This window comes from Sphingobacterium sp. UBA3549, assembly GCF_002376635.1.
Taxonomy (GTDB): Bacteria; Bacteroidota; Bacteroidia; order Sphingobacteriales; family Sphingobacteriaceae; genus Sphingobacterium.
The window spans coordinates 271647-296883 of record NZ_DFOE01000037.1; the positions used below are offsets into that span (position 1 = coordinate 271647).

Consider the following 25237-nt stretch of genomic DNA (forward strand, 5'->3'; position numbering starts at 1 on the left):
TAGATTTCGAAATTCCCTTTCAGGTAGTTAGTCTGCTTTGGGCATTTCTTGTGGTTATTTTATTGTTAGTTCTTCTTTTTACCTAGCTTAATGCCGTAACCTGTCGTCCATTCAATAAAGTCGGCTTTACCTCCATGGGCTTTAATAGAAACGCCAGCAAAGATATCTTTGTAGACTTTATAGCGTACACCTACTCTAAGGTACACGGGCATGCTCTCGCCATTAAATTTGTTGCGATGCAGGTAGGCCCCTACATTTCCGTTGATATACAATCTAGAGTTTAAAACATGGTCGATGTAGAACGCTGGTCCGTACGAAAATAAGGCTGAAAATTTGCCGGCTTTGTCGCCTGCCACCTTTTCGTCATTCCCGCTGGCAGAATAGAATGCATCAATCCCAGCGCCGAGGCGCCATTTGTAGCCCAAATGTCTGCTATAGTAAGCTCCCAACATCGATTTAAAATATTGGCTATCATGCTCCCGGTCGATCTGCTTGAAACCAAAGGCATAATTGAAATGTAGTTCTTCGGTTTTCTCCATCGGGGGAATATGCGTTTTTCTGTAGTCAAATGGCTTGTCTGTTGGTGTATACGAAACGGATAAACTCAAAGGGACGAGATTTATCCCTGTATTGGGTAATGCCAGTGCTCCATTGCTGAAGTGGTGAAATGCCGCGCCGGCACCAACCTGAAAATGTTTGTTTAACCGATAGTTGGCCTGAATTCCGAAATCAATAAAAACGTTGTTTTTACTGCCGATAAGGAGATTGAAAGGGTTATCTTCTTCGTTATAGGGGTTGAATCTGCCGGAGAGACCGAGGGCAATCCGATAATTGAAATTCCATCTCGAATTTACTTTTGGTCGAATGGGGATAGCCACAAAGCCGTATGCAGCAAAAGGCTGGCCCAGATGTTCCTGTCCAAAGGTACTGCTATAGATACCGATACCGTAGATCGGATAGTTGTACAGTTCATTGTAGATGCTTTTTATTGAATCTTGAAACTGGGTTTGAAAACCTACTCTGAAATTTAACCCATTATAGTAAGAATCAGCTAGTGTTTCTTTCGAGCGTTCATTGAATTTAAGTTCGCCGCCGCTTTCATGTTCAAGTTGAAATATAAGTCTTTTCTTGGCTGGGATAAGGCTTTGTAAAGTGTCTGTTGAAGTTTCTATTCGAGGTGTAACCTGGGCTGTGGTACGAAAGGAAAGCAGTGCCAAGGTTACAAAAGCAAGTATTCTTGATGTCATGAAATAAAACGTTAGCGTTTTTTAAATTTTTTGCAAAAGTAAGCATGATATACTATTGTAACAAAAGTATTTAAACGGATGGGATATAAAGGTATCAAAACTGTCCGTTTTTAGCTACAGCTTTTTAATCCGACACAGGGTAAATGTTCCCTTCGTTTGTCACGGTATCAAATGGATAAATAATTGTGGGTTATGCCTTTAATTATATTGCATATAAAAAGCAATTTATCTAAGTTTGAGCTGAAAAGAAAAAGGAAATATGATTAAAAACCTATTTAGAATTACTGCTGTTACGTTTGTACTAACAACAGCGGGGGGTGCTTTGTTTGCTCAGCACGCCAAATTTAATTGGAAAGAAGCATCTGAAGGGGGGTATACCTACAAGTACGTAACCAACGATCCTACTCGTTCGCGGTTCTATAAGTTAAAAAATGGCTTAACTGTAATATTGAGTCCCACCAAAAAGGAACCCCGTATTCAAACGTACATCGCTACAAAGGCGGGTAGTAAAACAGATCCGAAAGATCATACTGGTTTAGCGCATTATCTGGAGCATATGCTATTCAAAGGAACAGATCAATTTGGGTCGAAAGACTGGAACAAAGAAAAGCCGCTGCTGGACCAGATTGATGCGCTCTATGAGAAATACAATAGTACAACAGACGAAACCGAACGGAAAGCAATTTATAAGGAGATTGATCAAGTGTCTGGAGAGGCTGCTAAATATGCAATAGCCAATGAGTACGATAAATTGATGGCGTCGATGGGGGCCGAAGGAACGAATGCTTTCACTTCATTTGAACAGACTGTTTATCAGGAGCAAATTCCTAGCAATGTGCTGGATAAATATCTGGCAGTGCAGGCGGAAAGGTTTAGAAATCCGGTATTGCGCTTGTTTCATACCGAGCTTGAAGCTGTTTATGAAGAGAAAAATATAAGTCTCGATAAAGATAATCGTAAGGCAGTGGAATCGATGTTTTCAGCGGCTTTTCCTGATAATAATTATGGAAAGCAGACCACAATTGGGACTGTTGAGCATCTTAAAAATCCGTCGTTGAAGGCAATTCGGGAGTATTTTCATACGTATTATGTCCCTAATAATATGGGTGTTATTATGTCGGGTGATTTTGATCCTACTGAGGTCGTTAAAAAAGTGGATGAGAGCTTTGCTTTTATGCAGCCCAAAGAGATTCCTGCCTACACTTTTGATGCTGAAAAACCAATTTTGACACCTATTGTCCGTGAGGTCAAAGGTCCGGATGCAGAGTTTATGCTGATGGGATTCCGTTTTCCCGGTGCTGCAACGAAGGATGCCCGCATGCTCAATTTGATGAGTCAGATCTTGACGAACGGATCTGCGGGTCTGATTGATCTGGATTTGGTGAAGAACCAAAAATTGTTGGGCGCTGGTGCTTTTCCTTACGTATTAAAAGATTATTCCTTGCTGCTACTACAAGGTAATCCTGGTCAGGGACAGCGCTTGGAAGAGGTAAAGCAGCTACTGTTGCAAGAATTGGCGAAATTGAGAAAAGGCGATTTCTCGGATGATCTGATAACGGCAATTGTCAATAATGCAAAGAAAGATGAAATTAAACAGAACGAAAGCTATGGCGACCGCGCTGAATCATTGATGGATGCCTTTACTTCTGGTCAAGATTGGGCATCTGTTGTGGGGTATTCGGATGAGTTAAATAAGATTACCAAGCAAGATGTGGTGGACTTTGCAAACAAATACCTGAACGACAATAATTATGTTGTCGTTTATAAACGTAAGGGGGTGGACAACAGTGTGGTTAAGGTTGTTAAACCAGAGATTACGCCTGTAACGGTCAATCGTGACGACCAGTCTGATTTCCTAAAGCGGGTTGAAGCAATGCCGGAGGATAGAATCCAGCCGGTATGGGTAAATTATGATAAAGCTATTCAGAAAGCTACTGCAAATGGACTGCCTGTGCTGGCTGTAAAGAACTCAGATAATGAGCTGTTTTCCCTGTCTTATCGTTTTGATGGTGGAAAATGGGGTAATAAGTTATTGGCTTTAGCTGCTGGTTATCTTGAATTTTTGGGTACAAAGGATAAGTCAAGTGAACAGTTTAGCAAAGATTTTTATCAATTAGCTTCTGATTTTTCGGTGTCTGCCGGTAACGAAGAGACCATGGTGTCGATCTCGGGTTTAAATTCAAACTTCACAGCCACATTGAACTTGATCCAAGATTTGTTGCGCAATTGTGTTGCTGACCAGGAAGCTTTCAAAATGTATATTGCCCGTGCAAAAAAAGCGAGAGCAAATGCGAAAGAAAGCAAGACTGCAATCATGGAGGGCTTGAAATCCTATGCAAAATATGGCGCTAAAAATCCATTTAATAATGTGTTTACAGATCCTGAATTGGATGCTTTAAAAGCGGAAGACTTGGTGAAGGTGTTGCACGATTTGGTTAATATGAAGCATACAATGCTTTATTTTGGTCCGTTATCGGCTACGGAATTTGTGGCGAAAGCGAAGCCTTTAAAACAAAGTACCGGAGCCTACGTAGCGGCAAAAAAGGCGGTTGTGTTTGAAGAGTTACCAACAACCAATAATCAGGTGCTTTTTGCTGATTTTGATATGAAGCAAGCTGAGGTGTTTTGGTATAGAAGTTCAGAAGCTTACGACAGTGCCCTGACGCCTACAGTTTCGTTATTTAATAATTATTTTGGCGGCGGCATGGGAAGTATTGTTTTTCAGACTATCCGTGAGTCAAAGGCGTTGGCATATTCCACTTATGCTTATTATGGCCAACCGTATAAAAAAGGCAATCGGTATACGGTAGGAGCTTATGTCGGCACACAGGCAGATAAGTTTAACGATGCGATTAAAGGCATGAACGAGTTGTTGGATGTATTGCCTGAAAGTGCTAAAGGACTGGATATCGCGAAAGTTAGTCTAGAAAAGTCAATTGCCAGTGAGCGTGTGTTGAATGCTGCTATTTTAGGGAGTTATTTGGCAGCACAACGCTTGGGAAATACAACTGATATTCGTAAAGTCGTCTACGAAGAAGCACCGAAATTAACGTATGACAATCTGCATGCTTTTCATAAAAAGGAAATGAGTCAAAAGCCCTATGTTTATTGTATCGTAGCGAAAGAAGACAGTCTTAAGCCAGCTGATCTCGCCAAATTAGGCGAAGTTAAGAAGCTGGATCTAAAAGAGATTTTTGGGTATTAGCTCAGCCGCTATTAGCGTAGCATTTATACACCTGAGAGAAGCCTTCAGTGATACTGAAGGCTTCTTTTGGTATGGGGTTATTAGAATCGGATAATTTCATCAATCTGCTCATTGATGAAGTGCAGTGTATCTTCCTTAAATAACTCTCCGTCATCATTCAATTCATTCTGAACGCCGGGTATAAAAATCTTGAGTGGAAGTACATGCATTCTTAAATAGTGGCATATCCCAGTGAGATGATCGATTCCACGGAGGTTGCCATAGCGTCCAGAAGATAGTCCGACCAATGCAACTTTCTTGTGGTAAAAGCTGATCGGAAATGTGCAGCAGTCAATAAAAAGCTTGAGTGCTCCGGGTATACTTCCGTTGTATTCTGGGGCGATGAAGATAAACAGTTCCGCTTTACTGACCTTTTCTTGGATAGGTTCGAATGCTGTGCTTCTTTTGCCATAAAGATCTGTCTCTAAAATGTTTGCTGGTAGATCTTCCAAAGAAAAAATGTCACTTTCAATTGACTTACGATCAAGTATTTGCTTGTAGCACTTTGCTATTTTTAACGTCTTGCTATTGGGGCGGTTTGTTCCGGATATTATTAAAATCATTGTGTTGTTGGTACTTATAAAAAGCGCAATTTCAAAGTGGATACATATCTCGATTTTTTGTATCTTAGCATCCTGAGGATATGTGCTTTTGCTTCGTCAAAAGTACGAAATATGCTGAACTTGTTCTGTTAATTTGAGTTGCGGATAGAGATTTTGGCAAATTGATCTTCAAAAAAGTGACATGTGGGATAAAATGACATTTTAATTAAGAAAGATTTTCATTCAGATGGGAAAAGTAATTGCAATCGCAAATCAAAAGGGTGGGGTCGGAAAAACCACAACGTCAATTAATTTGGCGGCTAGTTTGGCGGTTTTAGAATATAAAACATTGTTAGTGGATGCAGATCCTCAAGCAAACTCTACTTCTGGGATTGGCTTTGACCCGCGTACAATCACCGCAAGTGTATATGAATGTTTGGTAAATGATTTGGATCCCCGGGAGGCTATCCAATCGACAGAAACGCCAAATCTAGACCTTTTGCCTGCTCATATCGATTTGGTTGGGGCAGAAATTGAGATGATCAATATGCATGAAAGGGAGTACAAGATGAAAAAAATCTTGGATCAGGTGAAACATGATTATGATTTTATTATCATTGACTGTTCGCCTTCTTTGGGCTTAATTACAATCAATGCACTGTCTGCTTCGGACTCCGTCATCATTCCTGTACAGTGCGAATACTTTGCTTTAGAGGGTCTTGGTAAATTATTAAACACGATTAAGATCGTTCAAAATCGTTTAAATACGAGCTTGGAGATTGAAGGTATTTTGTTAACCATGTACGATGTCCGTTTGAGGCTGTCTAATCAGGTGGTCGAGGAAGTGAAAACACATTTCACGGATTTAGTTTTTGATACGATTATTCAGCGGAATACCCGTTTGAGCGAAGCTCCAAGTTTTGGAATTTCTGTTATCATGCATGATGCGTCCTGTAAAGGGGCAATCAATTATTTGAATTTGGCGCGTGAGATCTTACAGAAAAACGGGCATCTTAGTGAAATGAATAAAACAGTAACCGCATAATATGGCAGCACATCAGCGTAAAACAGGACTGGGAAGAGGTTTAGGTGCGCTATTAAACGATAGTGTAGAAGTTCCTGCTAAAAGTAATCAGCAAGTGGAAGAAGCTCCTCAAGTTACAACCACAGCTGTAAAAACAACGAATGAGAATGGCAGTATTAGCCATGTCCGTGTAGAAGAAATAGCTGTCAATCCTTTTCAACCGAGAACAGAATTTGACCCGGTTGCCTTACAGGAACTGTCGGAATCTATTCGTCTACAGGGGTTAATTCAACCCATCACCGTACGTAAAATTTCGGATGGTAATTATCAATTGATTTCCGGCGAACGTCGTCTCCGTGCTTCACGTTTGGCTGGCATTACCGAAATTCCAGCATATATCCGTACAGCCAACGACCAGCAGATGCTGGAAATGGCTTTGATTGAGAATATCCAGCGGGAGAACTTAAATGCGATTGAAGTCGCCTTGAGTTTTCAGCGCATGATTGAGGAGTGTAATTTAAAGCAGGAAGAGCTGGGAGAGCGTGTGAGTAAAAACCGGTCTACTGTCACAAATTATCTTCGTTTATTGAAACTTCCGCCTGTCATTCAAGCAGCAATACGGGATGGAGCATTGACCATGGGACATGCTCGCGCATTGATTAATATTCCTGAAGTTGATAAGCAGCTTTATATTTTTAAGTTGATTATTGATCAAGGTTTATCTGTTCGTAAGGCCGAGGAATTGGTTCGTGAACTACAAAAAGGTGGTAAGAAAAAGGCTGCAAAGGATAAGGCTCCGATGTCTTTTCAACTGCAGAAAATTGAAGACGACCTGGCATCTAAATTTTCTTCGCGTGTCAAATTGAATCTCAAAAGTACCAAAGGGAAAGGTGCTATCGAGATCCCTTTTGAATCGGAGGATGATTTAAGTCGCATTCTAGAATTATTAGATTGGTAATATGGCCAAGTTAATAAGCTTGATCGTTGCCATGTTTGTGCTATCAATAGTACATGGGCAGAAGGTGGATTCCATTGCGAAGAAACAAGTGACACCTGTAAAAATAGATAGCATAAAGCAAAAATCGGTACAGGATACTGTAAAGAAAGAATCTAGGAAAGAACGTAAAAAGCGGGAGAAAGAGGAAGCTAAGGCAAAGGAGAAGGTGGTGTTCAAAGATTCAACCCGCCTGGCGATTGAAGCAAAAAATAAGCAAGCCTGGAAACGTTCTTTGATTCTTCCTGGATGGGGGCAATATACAAATGGAGGCGTTTGGTGGATAAAGGTCCCTGCAATTTATGGGGGGCTATTGACAACGGTGCTTGTCTTTGATTTTAATAACCGCTATTATAAAGAATTGTTGGGGGTATTGCAAGACAAGGCTCTTGGAAGGCCAATCGATCCATATTATCTCAACGTTTCCGAGCAGTCTATCATTCGTGCAAAAGATAATGCGCGGCGAGATCGCGATCTCATGGTGCTTCTTACTTTGGGAGTGTATGGCCTTAACGTCGCCGAAGCCTATATCGACTCGATGCTTAAATATCGTTGGAGCATTGGTGATGATAAGCCTAAAAAGACTGCTTTCTTAATTGGACCGACTCTAATGGATGCCAGTCTCGCGTCGGGAGCTTATTCGTTTAAACCCACTGTTGGACTTAAATTGACCATGAAATTCAATTAAAATCTGATTTCTTCGACCTCATATTTCGATCGAAAGTGACTGTTGATGACGGATTGTATAATTTGAATTTCAGTAATATTAGTTTTACACGGTCTCTAAGATCAGGGATTATGGTTTTTTAAATAGGGGTATTTCATTGAAATTTTTTAATTTTAAAAATAAACTATACTTTTTTCTGAATATATGAACATCATTCTCTTGGGATATGGCAAAATGGGGCAGATTATCGAAAGATACGCACTAAAAAGAGGCCATCAAATTTTTTTAGTTGTGGATGAACATAATCGTCCTAACCTGACTGCTGATGATATAAGAGGAGCTGATGTCGCGATAGACTTTAGTGTGCCTTCTGCAGCATTGGATAATATGAATCTTTGTCTGGAAGCAGGTGTACCTATTGTGGTAGGGACAACGGGCTGGTATGATCAATTGGAAGATGTTAAGGCGAAGTGTCTGGCGTTTGGAGGTTCGATTTTGTATGGGTCTAACTTTTCTATCGGTGTGAACGTTTTTTTTCATATCAATCGCATGTTGGCAAAGGCATTACAACCCTACAAGCAATATGATGTTCAAGTCGAGGAAATTCACCATATTCACAAACTGGATGCGCCAAGCGGTACGGCAATTACTATTGCTGAAGGGATATTGGAGAATAGTGATGTGAAGACCAACTGGGTGAATACTGTCGTTGGCGAGCAAGATGAAATTATTCCAAAGCCCCAAGAACTTTTGATCGAAAGTCATCGCATTGAAGAGGTTCCGGGAACACATACGGTACTTTATAGTTCGGAGGTTGACCAGATAGAATTTAAGCATACTGCACATAGCCGTGATGGCTTTGCTTTGGGTGCTGTTGTTGCTGCGGAATGGTTAAATGGTAAAAAAGGCTTTTATCAAGTTACAGAGATTTTTGATTTTAATAAATAGTACTAATTAGTAGTTTATGGGCTTAATTATATTTGCGGTTTTAACAGCAATATCGGGATATGGGTTGTGGCAATTGTTTGTTAAAGCTGGCAGAAATGGCTGGGAAGCGATCGTTCCTTTTTACAGCCAGTATATTCAGGCAAAATTGATGGGGAGACCGCTATGGTGGGTAATATTATTGCTCGTTCCAATTGTCAATGTCTTTATTTTCTATAATCTTTATCTTGATTTTATCCATTGTTTTGGGAAGCGTCGTTTTTGGGAGAATGCGGCTGCGGTTTTAGTCCCTTTTATCGTGCTGCCCATGTGGGCAAAGGATAATAATGTGCGTTTTTTGAACGGCCTGTACGCTAAGAATCTGAAAGCTGCTAGTCAGGAAGGCATTGTAATGACTGAAGAGAAGCGTGCTGAAATAGCCCTTGAATCCTATAAAGAGTATAAAATTAAATATCCATACAAAAAGTCTATGGTACGCGAATGGGCTGATGCTATCGTATTTGCCACTGTCGCAGCTTCCCTTATTCGTGGTTTTCTGATCGAAGCTTATATGATTCCGACAGGATCTATGGAACGTACCTTGTTGGTTGGCGATTTCTTATTCGTCAGCAAGTTGAATTATGGGCCACGTATTCCTAATACGCCGATTGCTTTTCCTTTTGCCCATCATACCATGCCCATTACAGGAGGGAAAGCATATTCTGAATTGATCGAACTCCCTTATAAACGTCTACCTGGATTTCAAAAGATTGAGCGCAATGATGTGGTCGTCTTTAATTTTCCCGCTGGTGATACTGTCGCCCTCGAAAACCAAAATGCAAGTTATTATGATCTTGTTCGAGCGTATGGCTGGCAGACCGTGAATTCGCAGTTTACGATTCAGGCAAGGCCGATTGATAAGCGTGAGAACTATATTAAACGTTGTGTGGGATTGCCAGGGGATAAGATTTCCATGAAAGATGCCAAGCTTTTTGTAAATGATCAACCGGGATTTGATCCTCCTGAAAGTCAATTGGACTATCTGGTATTAACGGATGGTACACCCTTAAATATGGAAAGGTTAAAGGAGTTGAGAATTGAAGCAGTAGGTGGCGATCAGCAGCCTGGGGTCTATCAGTTGTTCATGACTCAAGATGAGCTGGCCATTGTAAAGTCCTGGTCGAATGTCAAAGAAATCAGAAGGAGCCCCGTTGGAGAAGGTGCTTATCCATATGATGCGCAATATAAATGGAATTTTGATAATTTTGGACCGATTTTAATTCCGAAAAAAGGTTGGTCAGTTGCTTTAAATGAGCAGACTTTACCCATCTATGAAAGAGCTATCCGCGTGTATGAGAATAATAAGCTTGAAAAGCGGTCGGATGGAATCTATATCAATGATGTTAAAGCAGATCACTATACATTTAAAATGGATTACTTTTGGATGATGGGTGACAATCGGCATAATTCGCTAGATTCAAGGGGATGGGGATTTGTTCCCGAGGATCATATTGTTGGAAAGGCTTTATTTACCTGGATGAGCTGGGATGATATTGGTACGGGACTTTCGAAAATTCGCTGGAATCGAATCTTTAAGGGCATTCATTAATCGGAGCAAATCAACATGCTAGCCTTATGGTCTGAATGCAATAAAAAGGGCTTTCTTAACGAAAGCCCTTTTTATTGAAATAACTTGAGTTTACTGATTATAGGTTTCGGTCTTCGCCGAAAGTTGTACTACTTCAAACAGGCGAGGTAACGTTTGATCGTTTCCTCTAATCCTAAATACAGCGCATCAGAGATAAGTGCGTGGCCTATGCTTACTTCCAGCAATTCCGGAATATGCTGATTGAAATATTGCAGATTGTTGAGGTCCAGGTCATGGCCTGCATTGAGTCCTAATCCAACTTCACGCGCCTTTAAGGCTGCTTTGAAATAGGGCTTTATAGCAGTTTCTTTATCGAAACCATACTCCGTTGCAAATCCTTCTGTATAAAGTTCAATACGATCTGTTCCTGTTTCTGCGGCAGCTTCTACCATTTCTTCGACAGGATCAACAAAAATAGAAACACGTATCCCGGCATCTTTGAACAATTTGCACATATCTTGTAGGTAAGCTTTGTTCTTAATGGTATCCCAGCCATGATTGGAGGTCAATTGACCTTCGGTATCTGGCACTAATGTGACCTGTGCTGGTTTATTGGCCAATACAAGGTCTATAAATTTCTGCTCCTGGCAATTTCCTTCAATATTCAGCTCAGTCTGAATTGCTGCTTTTAAGTCAAATACATCCTGATAGCGGATATGTCTTTCATCTGGTCTGGGGTGAACAGTGATACCCTGAGCCCCAAAACGTTCACAGGCTAATGCTGCTGAGACTAGATTAGGATTATTCCCACCTCTAGAATTTCTGAGCGTTGCGATTTTATTGATATTTACTGAAAGTCTGGTCATTTTGCTGTATGTTGTGTTGTAAAAATACGAATAATATCTATTTTTTTTTAACTTGCATGTATGGATGGAATCGACTATAGCCTATTTAGCGGCTTTCGCCTCTTGGACGTTATTGATATTATATTGGTAGCGATTATTATCTACTATATTTATAGTTTGATTAGGGGGACCATTGCTGTTAATATCCTAATTGGTGTCGCATTGTTTTATGGCGTTTATATTGTCGTCAAGCAGATGCATATGCGTTTGCTGACAGAAATATTCGGCGGTTTTATATCGGTGGGTTCGATTGCGTTGATTGTCGTATTCCAGCAGGAAATCAGGCGGTTTTTGCTGCATGTTGGGAAGAATATATCGATGAAGCGAAAAAAGGTTTTTTGGTCGTTTATCGGGAATAAGAAGGCTATACAAAAGGATTTGACGGATGATTTAAGACCTGTAATTGAAGCCTGCAGAAGTATGTCGCGTACGCGCACCGGGGCATTGTTGGTTTTTTCAAAATATTTTGATGAGGAGTATTACCAGAGTAGTGGTGAATATATCGATGCTCATATTTCCAAGCGTTTAATTGAAAGTATTTTTCATAAAAATAGTCCCTTGCATGATGGTGCGGTCGTTATTGTCGATTTTAAGATTATGACAGCATCATGTGTATTGCCTTTGTCGGATAGTGAGGATCTGCCCTTGCAATTTGGATTAAGGCATCGCGCGGCAATTGGAGTAACGGAAGTCTCCGACGCTATTGCTGTTATTGTTTCAGAAGAGACTGGCGAGATCTCTTTTGCGAAAGATGGAAATGTCAATATGAACGTTTCGCCGGAAGAACTTGAGCAGCTACTGAAAGATGAGTTGTAAAAAGTGATCATTGAATGCAATGCCCCAAAAAGTTAGTTGCTTTTTGGGGCATTGTTATATATAGACCGCTATTTTTTCGCAGCATTGATCACTTGTGTATTCAACTTGATGTACTCAGCATTCTTGTCAGCTGTGGCCACTTCAAGACCTTTCGTTGCAGTTTCCACCGCTCCTTTTTTATCTCCTGCTTTCAATTGAGCTTTTGCTTTCCAATAAAGAACATGTGCAGCTTTGGGTTGGGCTTTAGCAGCTTCATCGAACCAGTTTAAAGCTTTATTCAGATCCAAATTATTAGTAAAGTAATATTGAGCGGCTGCAAAATATGGTTTTTTCTCCCCTTTCATAGCCTCGTCGATTGAAGCTAATATTTTATCCTGCTGGTTTACTTTAAGGGCAATTTTTACAGCAGTTTTTTCCCAAGCCAAACTTAAAACCGCATCCGTTGGCGTAACATTGTCAAAAGCGATGGTAAAAGTTTCCACCGGATTGGCTAATGTCTGTGGTTTAACATTGAAGCGTAAAGCGTCTTCGGTTTGTTTATACGTGTATGCGCCCCATTGTTTTGTGTTTTTACTGATGATGATGGTCCACTCCGATTTGTTTGGGATAGTAAAAAGCGAATAGGTTCCTGCTGAAAGCTTATTGCCATTTAATGTAACATCTCCTTCAAAAGTTAATGTGGTATTGGTATTTGCTCCTGTACGCCACACCTGATTATAAGGAACGAGATCACCAAAGATCTTACGTCCATTCATACTTGGTCTGCTATAGTTTAGTGTTACATTTTCAATACCTAATCCTTGTGTAATCGTTTGTGAGCTGCTGGCTGCAGGAAGCTTAATTTGAGCAAAAGATTCTCCAGCCGTAAACATCATGGTTGCGGCAATGGCAATTGCAAAAAGATTTTTTTTCATCTGTATCATTGTTTGTTTTGTTGTATACGCGTTTTGGACAGTTTCACACCTCTATCTATCTTCTAAAAATAGGAAGAATTTCACAGAAAAGGGCATCTATTTTTAGATGCCCTTTCGCTAGTTGCACTAAGGTGTTCTATTAGGCGTTTTCTTTTCCAATTTTATGCCCTTTAGTGGCAAAAAATAAGATATACAGGTAGGCCGGAACCATCGCAAAGAGAAATGCATGTTGGAAGTCAACATGTAAAGTGTCCTTTAAATAACCATATATCAAAGGCCAGATTGCTCCTCCGGCAATACCCATAATCATAATGCCTGATCCTGTTTTCGTAAAGCGTCCTAGTCCTTTTATACCCAGCGGGAAAATTGCTGGCCACATCAATGCATTCGCGACACCCAATAGGGCCACAAAAATATAAGACGTCAGTCCTGTAGAAAATGCTGAAATTGCCGTGAATGTTATCCCAACAATTGTACAGATACGTAAAGCGGTTTGCTGCGATACAAACCTCGGAATAGAGATAATACCAATGAAATAGCCAACTAGCATACATACTAGTGTAAATGTAGTGCCATACTTAACAAAAAATGGCGGCAGAGATAATAATCTTCCATAAGTTCCGATGATGTCGCCTGCCATTACTTCTACTGCAACGCAGAAGAAAATAGCGAGAAATCCTAAAAATAAATGTGGAAACTGAAAGATACTTGTCTTTTTAGTACTTGTGACAGCAGCGTCATCTGTTGCTTCTTCTTCCTTATTGACATCAACTTCGGGCATTTTTACAACAAATACGACAATCGCTAAAATCGCAACCCCGATAGCAACTCCAATGTAGGGTCCATGAAGCCTTTCAGATAATTCCGCTAACAGTGCATCGTGTTCTGCACCTGCTTTGAGTTCTTTGATTCTACTGGAAATGCTGTCGTAATCTTTTAATAGGATGCTCCCCAAGACTACTGGAACAATCATGCCAGCTGTTTTATTGAAAATCCCTACGATGGAGATCCTTTGGGCGGCACTTTCTATGGGGCCGATTATACTTAAATAAGGGTTAATTGCTGTCTGTAAAAGCGCCATGCCTGAAGCTTGCACAAATATAGCAACCAAGAAGAGTTGGTAGCTCAGGTTTGATGCGGCAGGAATAATGATAAGGGCGCCTAAAATAATTAACACCAGACTGGCCACTAATCCATTTTTGAAGCCTGTTTTCCCTAAAATCCATGAACTGGGTAATGCGAGAAAAAAATAGGCAATATACGACGCGAACAGAATTAAAAATGCTTGTGTGTCGGTCTCTAAATTAAATGCTAAGCGTACAAAAGGGATCAATGCGCCATTGGCCCAAGTGATATATCCAAGAATAAAAAATAATGCACAGCAAATGAGCATAGGGACTATTGCTGTTTTACCCGAATTAGGATTAGTGGTCATTTTTTTAATTATATTTAGTTAAGTTATCGTTCACGCAGTAGAAATCTGTCGAAAAAGTAGCGTTAAGCAATCGATTGCATGCTATTTTGTTGATTTTTAAACTATCCAACGTACAAGACTACTTAAATTTATTGAATATAGGAAATAAATAGAGGCATATTTTTGCGCGGTTTTGGGAATTAATTCGTAGAAAAAAAGGAGGATAAATTGTAATTTATCCTCCTTTAAATTTTAATCTGTCAGATTAAAATTTGATGGTTTTGGAATTCGAGTTGCCAAAAGCCCTATAAATTGTATTATTTTGGAACGATCGCTACTGTAAGTCTGGAAATACAATTTAATTTATTGAACCGGTCATACATCTTTATTTCCCAGATATGTGTGGAACGGCCAATATGTATTGGACTGCATTTCGCTGTAATTATTCCGCTGCTTACGGGACGTATATGGTTTGCGTTCACTTCAAGTCCAACGCCGCGATATTTATCTGGATCAACCACCAGGTTAGAGGCAATGCTGCCTAGAGACTCTGCCAGCACTACCGAGGCTCCACCATGTAATATTCCGTGGGGTTGCTTGACTTTATCTGTTACAGGCATAGTCGCTGTAATGGTGTTGTCATCTATTTCTGTCGCCTGAATTTCCAGGAGACCTGACAGGTATTTGTTAAAAAATACATTTATTTCCTCAATGCTGTAATGCTGAAACCAAATTTTTGACATCGTCTGAGTTTAAATAGCGTTCTTGGATAATAATGCGGTGATGATTGAGGTGTCCCGCAATAACATATAACAGTGCCTTTACACTTGTGAGTCGCTCAGATGCCATTCCTTTACGCTCCAATTCAGCGTCATTGAAACTGTTGAAAAGCATCATATTGGCTTTGCGAAGAAAGGTGAATTCTTTGCTCAAGCTTTCTAACGTACGATCATTATAGCGTGAATACTGAATGAGGTAGTCTTGGTCATAACCGGCTAGCTCCTTCAGGTCATTACGGGAGAAGCGCAACGCACGATAGGCCATGATTCGTTCATTATCGATGACGTGGCCAACGACTTCTTTGATGGTCCATTTATCCTCGGCGTATTTAAAATTGCCTCTTTCCTCAGGAATCGTGTCCAGAAATGCTGGAAAGGAGAGCGTTTGTTCTTCGAGTGCATCAAACACGTTATCGACGACAGTCTCAATATATGGCGCATAGACTGCTGGATATTCGTCAGATTTGAGTGGCTTCATATTTTAAATTGCTTTTTAAGATTATTCGAAATGTTGTTCCTTTACCTAATTCAGATTCTTTTACAAAAATTTGTCCTTGGTGATACCGTACCATTCTTTTTGTCAGACTAAGCCCAAGCCCCCAGCCTCTCTTTCTTGTTGTGAAGCCCGGCTGGAAAACTGATTCAAAATTAGATCTCGGAATTCCTTTGCCCGTATCGCTAATGTCTATAAAAATTTCTTCTTTCGCAATATTTTCTGAAATATTAACAGTTATCTTTCCTTCTGTACCAATGGCATTTACTCCATTTTTCAATAAATTTTCTATAATCCAGTCGAAGAGCGGAATATTGAGCTTTGCTTCAAGATGTTTGTCTCCTTTTAATTCGAAAGTAATTTTATTGCTAGTCCGTATACGGAAATAATCCATGTAATTTTTAATGACCTCGTAGAGGTTGTGATTGGTCAGTACGGGAGTAGACCCTATTTTTGAAAAGCGGTCAGCGACGATTTCAAGCCGCTTTATGTCGTTTTCCATTTCATTTAGGGTATCATCTTCTTCGGCATCAAATTTTATACGAATCAGTTCTAGCCAACCCATCAACGACGAAATGGGGGTGCCCAATTGATGGGCAGCTTCTTTGGTGAGGCCTACCCAAACAAGATTTTGTTCAGATTTTCGGATAGAGTTGAAAACGGTATACGCAATGATCAGGAAGAGCGCAATGAGCGATAGTTGTACGTACGGAAACACCCTTAGCTGTTGCAAAAACCAAGAATCCTTGTAGTATACATGCCATTTTTGCCCGTTCTCTAATTCCAGAGTAATGGGGGGATGGCTTTTTTTCATAAATGCCAGCTGTTTCTGAAAATAAGCCGGGTCGTAATTTAGATGCTTTGTAACACTGTCGTTTTGTCCGGGCTTAATATTGGTCTTCGTAGAATCGAGGTTCCGCCAAAAAATGATATCTTCTTTATCGTCAGTAATAATCGCTGGTAAATTTAAGCTGTCTCTCACAGCGTAAATAAATGTAATGAACTCATCGTCTACGTCGGGCATGGTCATGATATTTTTAGTACTCATGGCCCATACCTCGGCCTTTGAACGTTCGGCGTGAGCAAGATTTCGAACGAGGTAATTGGTGTACACCAAGGAGGCAACAGCAATGACTGCTGCAAAGATGAGCAAGATAAATTTCCAGCGTTGCTGGCTAATCTGATAGGGTTTCATGATTCCGTATTCGTGTCCTTCATCGCAAATTAGTGAATAAATGTCTGTTTTCTGCACTTTTATTTCATTGAAGAAGTGGTCGTAGCGCCCAAATCAAAAATTTTGTGGTAATTTTGCTTCATGAGTTCAGAAAGAAAAGTAAGAGTGCGTTTTGCACCAAGCCCTACAGGTGGTCTTCACCTTGGTGGGGTACGTACAGCTTTGTTTAATTTTCTCTATGCGCGTCAGCATCAGGGAGATTTTATTTTACGTGTCGAGGATACGGATCAAACTCGTTTTGTCCCAGGTGCTGAAGAATATATTAACGAATGTTTAGCATGGTGTGGTCTGACCCCTGATGAAAGTCCGTTAAAAGGGGGAAAATATGGGCCTTACCGTCAAAGTGAGCGAAAACCATCTTACCGGAAATATGCTGAGCAGTTGATCGCAAATGGGTATGCTTATTATGCCTTTGATACTGCTGAAGAGCTAGATGAACAGCGTAAATTACAGCCTAACTTCCGGTATAGCCACGAAAACAGACTTCAATTGCGCAATTCGTTGAGCCTATCTGAGACTGAAACTCAACAACTGTTGGATGCGGGAACTCCGCATACCATTCGTATAAAAATTCCTACAGATGACACGGTAACATTCACGGATATGATCCGAGGTAAGGTTGCTTTTGATACAAATCTTGTTGATGATAAGGTATTGCTTAAAGCTGATGGTATGCCCACTTATCACCTGGCCGTTGTTGTCGATGATAAAACCATGGATATTTCGCATGTATTCCGTGGCGAAGAGTGGTTGCCTTCGGCACCTATTCATATCTTGTTGTGGGAATACCTTGGGTGGGGCGATAGCATGCCGAGCTGGGCACATCTTCCTCTAATCCTCAAGCCCGATGGAAATGGTAAATTAAGTAAACGCGATGGCGATCGTTTGGGATTCCCTGTTTACGCGATGAACTGGACCGATGCGAACTCTGGCGATACAACAAAAGGTTTTCGTGAGATGGGTTTCTTGCCGGAGGCTTTCGTCAATATGCTTGGGGTGTTAGGCTGGAATGATGGAACTGAACAGGAACTTTTTTCTTTAGATGAATTGATCCAGAAATTCGGCGTTGACCGTATCAGTAAAGCTGGGGCGAAATTTGATTTTGAAAAAGCAAAATGGTTTAACCACGAATGGATCAAACGATCTTCAACAGAGTCGTTGTTACCGCAGATCAAAACAGTTTTGGAACATCATCAAGTAGCGGCTGATGATACTTATGTGAGTAAGGTATTGGATGCGGTAAAAGAGCGCCTGACCTTTGTGGAAGATTTTTGGAGCCAAGCGTCGTTTTTCTTCCTGCAACCTGCAGAGTATGATTTAAATGCAGTAAAGCCTAAATGGTCTGCGGAAAAAACTGCATTTTTTGAAGGCATTAACCAGTCTTTCGCAGGATTTAATACCTGGAAGGCCTCTGAGTTGGAACCTTTCTTCAAGGATGCAATTCAGGCATCCGGAATGAAAATGGGCGAACTGATGATGCCATTCCGTATTATGTTAGTCGGTGGGAAATTTGGACCAGATGTGTTTCAGATAGTTGAACTGCTGGGCAGAGATGAAGTCGTAAATCGTGTGAAAAAAGCACTTCAGGAATTTGATGCTTAAAGTAATAGCGTATAAAATACTAAAAGAGGCTATTTGCATTGATTTGCAAATAGCCTCTTTTAGTATTGTTGACTAGGGTTTCCATGAGTTTACTATGCTCATTTTACTGGAAAAGTTTATTTTCTTTGGCTTTGATGGAGTTGTTAGACCTTGTTAGGTAGGCGTCCCCTAGTTTGGTTATACTAGGCGTTTCCCTAGTTAGATTTATAAGTAAGGTAACCTCAGCCGGATATAAAGGGTCTTGACTGGGCCAAATAAGAATATTATTCCGGTGACAACTAATCCCAGCATTCCGAGGTAAGTAAATATTTCCATATTGCTGATTAGCGATGCTTGCTGACTCAAACTTCCGGAAAGACTTTTACTAACAATACGGTTTGCCACTTGATCGCCATATAATCCGCTATATTTCTCGATTAATGTGTTCCAGTAATTCATTGTCAACGGATTGCTTGTATTCAGTGTCTGTTCGAGTTGATTATAATGCTTTTTATTTAGTATATAGCTGATGTTTTGGATAAATGCAAATCCAATATTGGTACTCCAAAATCGAACAGTTGTACCCATGAGGCCGGCATTGCCTACATGTTGCGATTCGACACCTGTTAAAATGTAAATCACCAACGGGGTGAATAACCAGCCTTGTCCGATGCCCTGAATGAACAAAGGTAGACTAATGGCCCAGATTGTGGTATCAGGATAAAAGGTAGGGACAAAGAGAAAACAGGAAATTGCCAATATCAGAAAGCCAAAGCCAAAGCTATATTTAGGCGATACGTCGCGTAGAAGTAAGACGCCAGAACTGCCAACACCCAGGATAGTACCTATGACATTGATGTATTGTACATCAATAATGTAGTGCCAGGGCCATTTCCAGACGGTAGCCATGACGGTATAGACATTGTTGAGGCTGCTGCGAATAATATAAAAGAGAAAAAATAGGATAACTCCCAAAATCACATTTTTGTATCTCAAGACCTCAAAGTGAAAAAGAGGTCTTTTGACCAAACTTTGTTTAATTATAAAGAGTGCTCCGAACACCAGGAAAAGGGCAAAGTTGATGGTAATTTGGTGTGTTCAAACCAATAGTGTTTACGGCCATAAATTAGGACATAAGCGCCGCAACTCAATGAGAGCAGCAGAAACAGACAACTTGTGAGATCCAGTTGATAGAGGGGGAATTTTTTACTTAAGCGGTTATTGTTGAGTAAGAGCAGGGCTATCGCAATCACAATCAAATGCCAATAGAGTACAACGTGGATCATATCTTGCCATCCATAATCCATAATACTTTCTTTGAGCAAAGATGTTGTTAAGGTTGAGCCAGTAAGCATAAATGTATACAGGAAGAAATAGGCAATGGTGCGGCTCTTAGCATGTTTAATCTGGTTCATAACCATTGGAAGGAAGCAAGCTCCTTCAAGTACACAGAAAATACCTTCGGCTACACGCAGAACGCCAATAAGGATTGGATCTTTTGTCAATGAGATGCCTATTAAGATGAGGATGGAAGCACTGCAGGTCAACAGGATATATGTTCTCACCCTGAAATAAGAAAAAAGCCGCTGAAATATGAGTAAAGCAACCACAATGGCACCATACATCAAGGAAAGGAAATATTGAATATCTTCGGTTTCGATGTCAAGCGTCGACGCAGTAAATGCCGTGTTTGAATGGAAGAGCGACATTAACATGAGATGGGGAAACATCGCTAATATCATAAGCGGAAGTTTGATCCATTCGGGAACCCAGCTATAGTATAAAGATTTGTTGTTAAGCATGGTCAAATTAGGATTGATGGGCGGCATGAATGACAACGTTCATTCCGGCACGTAGTTTTTTAAGATCCTGCTGTGGATCAAAGACAATTTTAACGGGGATGCGCTGCTCTATTTTTACGAAGTTTCCGGTTGCGTTATCTTGGGGTATTACGGCAAATTTGGAACCTGATGCTGGAGAAAAAGAATGGATCTTTCCTTTAAAAAGAAGGTTGGGAAATGCATCCACCTGTATCGTCACGATAGTGCCTTCTATAAGATCTTCGAGCTGTGTTTCCCTGAAATTTGCATCGATCCATTTCTCTTCGCTAACTACATTTGCCAGCGTCTGGCCTTCCTTCACAAATTGTCCGGGTTGTATAGTCCGCTTGCCCACAAAACCGTCATAGGGCGCAGTTACTACGGCATAAGAAAGGAAAAGCTGCGCATTTGTTTTTGCGGCCTTTTTGATGTTAATATTCGCTTTTGCAGGTAACTCGTTTGCTTTTTCTTTGCTGGTATTCAGTCGCGCGGAATGATACTCTTCTGTCATAGCATGTAGTTGTGCTAATGCTAAATCGTAAGCTGCTTGGGCATTGTCGTATTGCTGTCTGGTTGCCGCATCAGCCTCATATAATTTCTTGAATCGACTATAATCCTGTTGCGTTTGCCATACACTTACTTTTGCTGCTTCTAATCTTGCCTTTTGAACCGAAATACTATTGGCAGTCGCATTGGCTGTTTTGCTGATTACCTCGGCATTTCTCTGGCTACTTTGGAGTTCGGCATTTGCGATATCTACCCTGGTCTGATATTCACTTGCATCTATGATTAATAGGGTGTCACCCTGATGCACATATTGATTTTCTTCAAATCGGACTTCTTTGATAAAACCGGGGATCCGACTAGCAACAGGGGTCACATATTGATCTATCTGTGCATCATTGGTCGTTACATATTGATGAGTAAAAATCAGATGCTTGGCCAGGAAGCCAATACCGGCCAATAATAATATACTGGCAAATAGGACAAGCACTCTATTAAATCCTTTTGTTTTGTCTTTTTTATCTTTTCTATTCATTATTCCATTCTACTTGCGCATTTTCCAAATTCTTCAGCTTTAGCATTCAGATCCACATTCCGATTCTGGTTATGAATTACCTGATACATCAATATCTGTCAATGCATTTTACTTAAAAGGGGGGCTTGAGTCCCGATCGACGTTTCTGTTTGGGAATATGGCCCGTACAAAGATACTGTAGGACGGAAATGATTTGTTTTGTATAGTCGGACGGATATTTGTTTATTTGCGCCATATTGTCGAAATAACGTAATTTTGAGTTATGGAAGAGGGCAAACTTGCAGCGATTGATGCTGAGCACTATGATTTTTATGTCGACCACCTCTACGTAGATCGTATTGATTCTCGCGAGTATCAACATAAAAAGGCGCGCCTGTTGTACGCTGAAGGCGGGATTATTCATGTATTTACAGCAACAAAGCACTGGTATTTGCCTGCAAGATTTTATATGTGGATTCCGGCAGATACAACTTATCATCTGGAAAGTACAAGCTCTCGTATTCCACTCTATAGTTTTTACTTTAAAGAAAGGCCGGGTATGCCATCTGTGCTTTCGGTGCCAAATATATTTCTAAGCAATGATTTGATGCGTGAAATGTTTTTATTTGCTCGAGATTGGGCTGGCGGGGTGAGCAAGATGACTGAATATTCTAAATATTGTCTCTTGCGTGCGATGATGGCTATTATTCCAGATACGAGTTCACCAGTAGATGCTTTTCCGATGCAGCATCCCTATCCTAAAAGTGAAAAGCTCAAAAGTGTGGCTCGGTATCTCAACAGCAACATCGATCAGGCCTTTACCATTGAACAGATTGCTGCGCGTTTTGGAATGAGTAGCCGCTCCTTATCCAGGCTTTTTAAAGAAGATATGGGCATCAGTTATATTCGGTTTTTAAGAGCGATACGAATTGCGAAAGCGCTGGAGCTCATGTCTGAAAATAACTACTCCATTCTCGAAATCGCCATGCGCGTGGGTTACAACGAGCTCTCTTCTTTCAGCAACATTTTTACACGCGTGACGGGTATTCGTCCATCGATTTATATGGCGAAGATCAATGGATACAAATAGCAGTAGTGATTGTATTTAGGCTAAAAGTTCCTGCAGATCTTCCTGAGAAAGTGACTTGATAAAGCTTTCTTCGGTTGTGATCAGGCTTTGTGCGATCGATTTCTTCTTATTCTGTAAGGCTAAGATTTTTTCTTCAACGGTATCTTTGCTGATAAATTTATAGATAAAGACGTTGCGCGTCTGACCGATGCGGTGCGAACGGTCTACGGCCTGTTGTTCTACGGCCGGATTCCACCAAGGGTCTAGGATAAAAACATAGTCTGCTTCAATAAGATTGAGTCCCACACCACCTGCCTTTATCGAAATGAGGAATAGCTTGGTATCGTTGTTTTTACGAAACTGACTGACCGCTTCATCCCGATTTTTTGTGCCACCATCCAGGTAGGCGTAGTTTATTCCTTTATGATCAAAATATTGGCGGAAGATATTGAGTTGTTTTACAAACTGCGAGAAAATCAGCACTTTGTTACCTCTCTGCATGACCATTTCAAGTGTTTCAATGACCGCTTCGAACTTACCGGAATCGCCCGAAAATTTCTCATCCACCATTCTGGGGTGATTGGCTAATTGCCGCAGCTTTGTCAATCCTTGTAAAAGTGCAATTTGGCTAGATTTTGGTTTGTTTTCCAATTGTCCGTCGAGGATTGCATTGCGATATTCAGATTTAACCTTCTCGTAAAGTTCGGACTGTTTTTCTGTCATCTCACAGTAGAGTACCTGTTCTGTCTTTGGCGGTAATTCTCTTGCCACCTGATCTTTTGTACGTCTTAATATAAACGGTTTAACAATCGCCTGGAGGCGTTGTGCTTTTTCTTCGTCTTTTTTCTTTTCTATTGGCTGCACAAACTCCTTTTGAAAATAGGTGTAACTACCCAACAGTCCGGGATTGGTGAAGTGCATCTGTGCCCAAAGATCCGAAACTGAATTTTCGACCGGGGTTCCACTTAAGGCCAGTTTATTTTTACTTTTTAGGCTTTTTATGGCTTTGAAAGATTTGGATGTAGGGTTTTTAATGTTCTGGCTTTCATCCAAGATAATATAGTTAAAATAGAAGCTACTCAAAGTATCCTCGTCTATACGTGCTATCCCGTAGGTGGTGATTATCAAATCATATTTGGAGAATAGTGAGGCATCTTTAATACGGTTATTCCCGGTATGAAGGTGAATATTAAGCTGTGGCGCGAATTGATGTGCTTCTTTTTGCCAGTTATATACCAATGAAGTCGGTAAGACCAAAAGCGAAGTACGTACATCCTGTTCATTCTGAAGCAGTTCTTTTTGTTGCTGCAATAAGGCTAATGTTTGTATGGTTTTACCTAAGCCCATATCATCCGCAAGACAGCCTCCAAACTTATACTGCTTTAGAAAATTAAACCAATTGTATCCTGCCTTTTGGTATGGGCGAAGATTTCCTTTGAAATGTTTTGGTTCGGGAATATCTGCAATTTCTTCGAAGTTGGCCAGATTTTGAAGTTTTCGGGTAAATATCAGTTGCGTATGTTCGCTAATTTCAAAGAGTAGGCCTATGTGTACCTTATTTAATTTAAGTTCATGGCGATCTGCAGAAAATTGAAATAAATGATTGTACTGTGCAAACCATTCTTCGGGAATCATGGCAATTTCTCCATTCGGTAAAGTAAATTCCTTAATGTTATTGAGGATATGATTGCGCAGCTGAATAAATGGGATTTCGTAAGGTCCAAATTTTGCGATAGCACTGATATCAAACCAATCATTGTCTTCTTCAATGGAGATATCCAGCGAGGTCTGTCCTATGAAGAAGCGCTTTTCTTCATTATTTTGTACAATTTGAAAGCCAAGTTTCTCCAGCTGATCTTGGTGATTATTTATCCAGTCAAATATGGAAAGTCGTTTTCCAGCGGCTATCGCTGGTGTCAATAAACCGAGTTGAAGGTCAAAATCCTGTAGCCCCAGCTTTTTTAAGTTTTCATGCTGTTGTTCTTCCCATTGCAAAGATCGTTTGACACGGTGGAAAATATAACGATCGTCTTCCTCCTGATAGACCATGCGGACAGTAACTTTATTTTCGGCACCAGCTGTAAAGATATGTTTACCGTACTTAAATTGCAATTGAAGTTGTGAAGCTCCATCTTCGATATAAATCAAACGGAGAATTGGAATTGCTTGATGCTGATGGGTTTGGATGTCGAATCCTTCGGCATAAACATGATAGCGTTCTATCAAGCCACAGACAAAGGTTTCAAAATATTTTTTTTCAGTGCTCCTACCGACAGAAATATAGCGTTTATTCAAGAAGGGGCTAAGCTTTTTCCCTTCAAGGGTTTGATCGAAATAATAAAGGGTATTATTTAAAAGTAGCCATGCTTGTACATTGGTCAGCACGATAGCATTTTTGAACATGAACTCCAAACGCTGATTTTCGTATTTGATGGTCGGGAAATAGCGTGTTTCTTCTTCGTTTCGACGGAAATGAAAAAGTATCGAGGCGGCAGATGTGGCCAGTTTAATTTCTTGATCTGCAGGATACCCATCTTTGCTCATCATAAAGAATGGTTTGTCTCCAACAGTTTCAAAAAATTGAATCATTTTTTCATCTATTTTAGGACGAAGGAGTTCATAAAGCTTTTTATCAAAAACTTTGGAAAAGAAATCTACAGGTCTGATCGCTTTTTTGTAGTATTTTTTGATGAGGTGTGTTTGTTCGATTTCATCAAGCAGTCGAATGAGTTTGTAATCTACTTCATCTAATTCGGCGGCGTAGGCACCGACAGTGTTACTAAATATGCGTTGATATCGGAGTGAGTAAGTCCCATTGGGATTTAGTTGGACCATGTGTGGCTCAATGAGATAGCCGAGATAAGGGTGCTCACATATGGAATAAACGATTTTATATACTGGGAATGAGTTTGACTGTTGCATTAAAAATAGCGGACCTTGTAAATAAAGGTATCTAATATACAA

General features: G+C 40.4%; 21 protein-coding genes. 9 read left to right on the forward strand and 12 right to left on the reverse strand.

Annotated elements, in window-relative coordinates:
- Nucleotides 1-65: 65 nt before the first annotated feature.
- Nucleotides 66-1247, reverse strand: a complete 1182-nt coding sequence (locus B2W36_RS19970) for an acyloxyacyl hydrolase (protein WP_293889356.1) — start codon at nucleotides 1245-1247, stop codon at nucleotides 66-68.
- A gap of 259 nt (nucleotides 1248-1506) precedes the next feature.
- On the opposite strand from B2W36_RS19970, the gene B2W36_RS19975 reads away from it, so the two are divergent.
- Complete coding sequence (locus tag B2W36_RS19975; protein ID WP_293889357.1) at nucleotides 1507-4452, forward strand: M16 family metallopeptidase; 2946 nt, start codon at nucleotides 1507-1509, stop codon at nucleotides 4450-4452.
- An 80-nt stretch (nucleotides 4453-4532) separates the two neighbouring features.
- Here the strand turns inward: B2W36_RS19975 and B2W36_RS19980 are convergent, their stop codons facing one another.
- Nucleotides 4533-5054: an NADPH-dependent FMN reductase gene (locus B2W36_RS19980; RefSeq protein WP_293889358.1), complete on the reverse strand. Its 522-nt coding sequence runs from the start codon at nucleotides 5052-5054 to the stop codon at nucleotides 4533-4535.
- Nucleotides 5055-5280: 226 nt separating this feature from the next.
- Here B2W36_RS19980 and B2W36_RS19985 point away from each other — a divergent pair, with 226 nt between their 5' ends.
- From B2W36_RS19985 to lepB, 5 genes are all read left to right on the forward strand, one after another.
- Nucleotides 5281-6078 carry a ParA family protein gene (locus B2W36_RS19985; RefSeq protein WP_209578516.1) on the forward strand — a complete coding sequence of 266 codons (798 nt, stop codon included), beginning with the start codon at nucleotides 5281-5283 and terminating at the stop codon, nucleotides 6076-6078.
- 1 nt (nucleotide 6079) lies between these two features.
- Nucleotides 6080-7015: a ParB/RepB/Spo0J family partition protein gene (locus B2W36_RS19990; RefSeq protein WP_293889359.1), complete on the forward strand. Its 936-nt coding sequence runs from the start codon at nucleotides 6080-6082 to the stop codon at nucleotides 7013-7015.
- 1 nt (nucleotide 7016) lies between these two features.
- Nucleotides 7017-7739, forward strand: coding sequence for a DUF5683 domain-containing protein (locus B2W36_RS19995; RefSeq protein WP_293889360.1), 723 nt, complete (start codon nucleotides 7017-7019; stop codon nucleotides 7737-7739).
- Between the two features lie 183 nt (nucleotides 7740-7922).
- Nucleotides 7923-8666: a 4-hydroxy-tetrahydrodipicolinate reductase gene (gene dapB / locus B2W36_RS20000; protein WP_293889361.1), complete on the forward strand. Its 744-nt coding sequence runs from the start codon at nucleotides 7923-7925 to the stop codon at nucleotides 8664-8666.
- Between the two features lie 16 nt (nucleotides 8667-8682).
- Nucleotides 8683-10251, forward strand: coding sequence for a signal peptidase I (gene lepB, locus B2W36_RS20005; protein ID WP_293884139.1), 1569 nt, complete (start codon nucleotides 8683-8685; stop codon nucleotides 10249-10251).
- Between the two features lie 128 nt (nucleotides 10252-10379).
- Here lepB and B2W36_RS20010 read toward each other — a convergent pair whose 3' ends face one another.
- The gene (locus B2W36_RS20010) at nucleotides 10380-11096 is read right to left on the reverse strand and encodes a pyridoxine 5'-phosphate synthase (protein WP_209578521.1); all 717 of its coding nucleotides are present in this window, start codon (nucleotides 11094-11096) and stop codon (nucleotides 10380-10382) included.
- A 60-nt stretch (nucleotides 11097-11156) separates the two neighbouring features.
- On the opposite strand from B2W36_RS20010, the gene cdaA reads away from it, so the two are divergent.
- The gene (gene cdaA, locus B2W36_RS20015; protein WP_209578522.1) at nucleotides 11157-11951 is read left to right on the forward strand and encodes a diadenylate cyclase CdaA; all 795 of its coding nucleotides are present in this window, start codon (nucleotides 11157-11159) and stop codon (nucleotides 11949-11951) included.
- A gap of 68 nt (nucleotides 11952-12019) precedes the next feature.
- On the opposite strand, the gene B2W36_RS20020 is transcribed toward cdaA, so the two are convergent.
- The 5 genes from B2W36_RS20020 to B2W36_RS20040 all read right to left on the reverse strand — a co-directional run bounded on the left by B2W36_RS20020 (nucleotide 12020) and on the right by B2W36_RS20040 (nucleotide 16746).
- A complete protein-coding gene (locus B2W36_RS20020; protein ID WP_209578523.1) occupies nucleotides 12020-12865 on the reverse strand; it encodes a DUF2911 domain-containing protein in 846 nt (281 codons plus the stop codon).
- Nucleotides 12866-13004: 139 nt separating this feature from the next.
- Nucleotides 13005-14300 carry a sugar MFS transporter gene (locus B2W36_RS20025; RefSeq protein WP_293884135.1) on the reverse strand — a complete coding sequence of 432 codons (1296 nt, stop codon included), beginning with the start codon at nucleotides 14298-14300 and terminating at the stop codon, nucleotides 13005-13007.
- Between the two features lie 296 nt (nucleotides 14301-14596).
- Nucleotides 14597-15022, reverse strand: a complete 426-nt coding sequence (locus B2W36_RS20030; protein WP_293889362.1) for a hotdog fold thioesterase — start codon at nucleotides 15020-15022, stop codon at nucleotides 14597-14599.
- Entirely contained in the window at nucleotides 14988-15536 is a 549-nt protein-coding gene (locus B2W36_RS20035; protein ID WP_209578525.1) for a DinB family protein, read from the reverse strand. Before B2W36_RS20035 ends, B2W36_RS20030 begins: the two co-directional genes overlap by 35 nt.
- Nucleotides 15517-16746, reverse strand: coding sequence for a sensor histidine kinase (locus B2W36_RS20040; protein WP_209578562.1), 1230 nt, complete (start codon nucleotides 16744-16746; stop codon nucleotides 15517-15519). The genes B2W36_RS20035 and B2W36_RS20040 overlap by 20 nt, the downstream gene beginning before the upstream one ends.
- A gap of 120 nt (nucleotides 16747-16866) precedes the next feature.
- Here B2W36_RS20040 and gltX point away from each other — a divergent pair, with 120 nt between their 5' ends.
- Nucleotides 16867-18387 carry a glutamate--tRNA ligase gene (gene gltX, locus B2W36_RS20045; protein WP_293889363.1) on the forward strand — a complete coding sequence of 507 codons (1521 nt, stop codon included), beginning with the start codon at nucleotides 16867-16869 and terminating at the stop codon, nucleotides 18385-18387.
- 204 nt (nucleotides 18388-18591) lie between these two features.
- Here gltX and B2W36_RS20050 read toward each other — a convergent pair whose 3' ends face one another.
- From B2W36_RS20050 to B2W36_RS20060, 3 genes are read right to left on the reverse strand one after another with little or no spacing between them, the layout of a single operon-like run.
- Nucleotides 18592-19362 (reverse strand): hypothetical protein, encoded by a 771-nt coding sequence (locus B2W36_RS20050; RefSeq protein WP_293889364.1) that lies wholly within the window; start codon nucleotides 19360-19362, stop codon nucleotides 18592-18594.
- A gap of 44 nt (nucleotides 19363-19406) precedes the next feature.
- On the reverse strand, nucleotides 19407-20168 hold the full coding sequence (locus B2W36_RS20055) for a hypothetical protein (protein ID WP_293889365.1): 762 nt from the start codon (nucleotides 20166-20168) through the stop codon (nucleotides 19407-19409).
- Between the two features lie 7 nt (nucleotides 20169-20175).
- Nucleotides 20176-21225, reverse strand: a complete 1050-nt coding sequence (locus B2W36_RS20060; protein WP_293889366.1) for an HlyD family secretion protein — start codon at nucleotides 21223-21225, stop codon at nucleotides 20176-20178.
- 262 nt (nucleotides 21226-21487) lie between these two features.
- Here B2W36_RS20060 and B2W36_RS20065 point away from each other — a divergent pair, with 262 nt between their 5' ends.
- Entirely contained in the window at nucleotides 21488-22294 is an 807-nt protein-coding gene (locus tag B2W36_RS20065) for an AraC family transcriptional regulator (RefSeq protein WP_293884124.1), read from the forward strand.
- A gap of 15 nt (nucleotides 22295-22309) precedes the next feature.
- On the opposite strand, the gene B2W36_RS20070 is transcribed toward B2W36_RS20065, so the two are convergent.
- A complete protein-coding gene (locus tag B2W36_RS20070; RefSeq protein ID WP_293889367.1) occupies nucleotides 22310-25195 on the reverse strand; it encodes a DEAD/DEAH box helicase in 2886 nt (961 codons plus the stop codon).
- Between the last annotated feature and the right edge of the window lie 42 nt (nucleotides 25196-25237).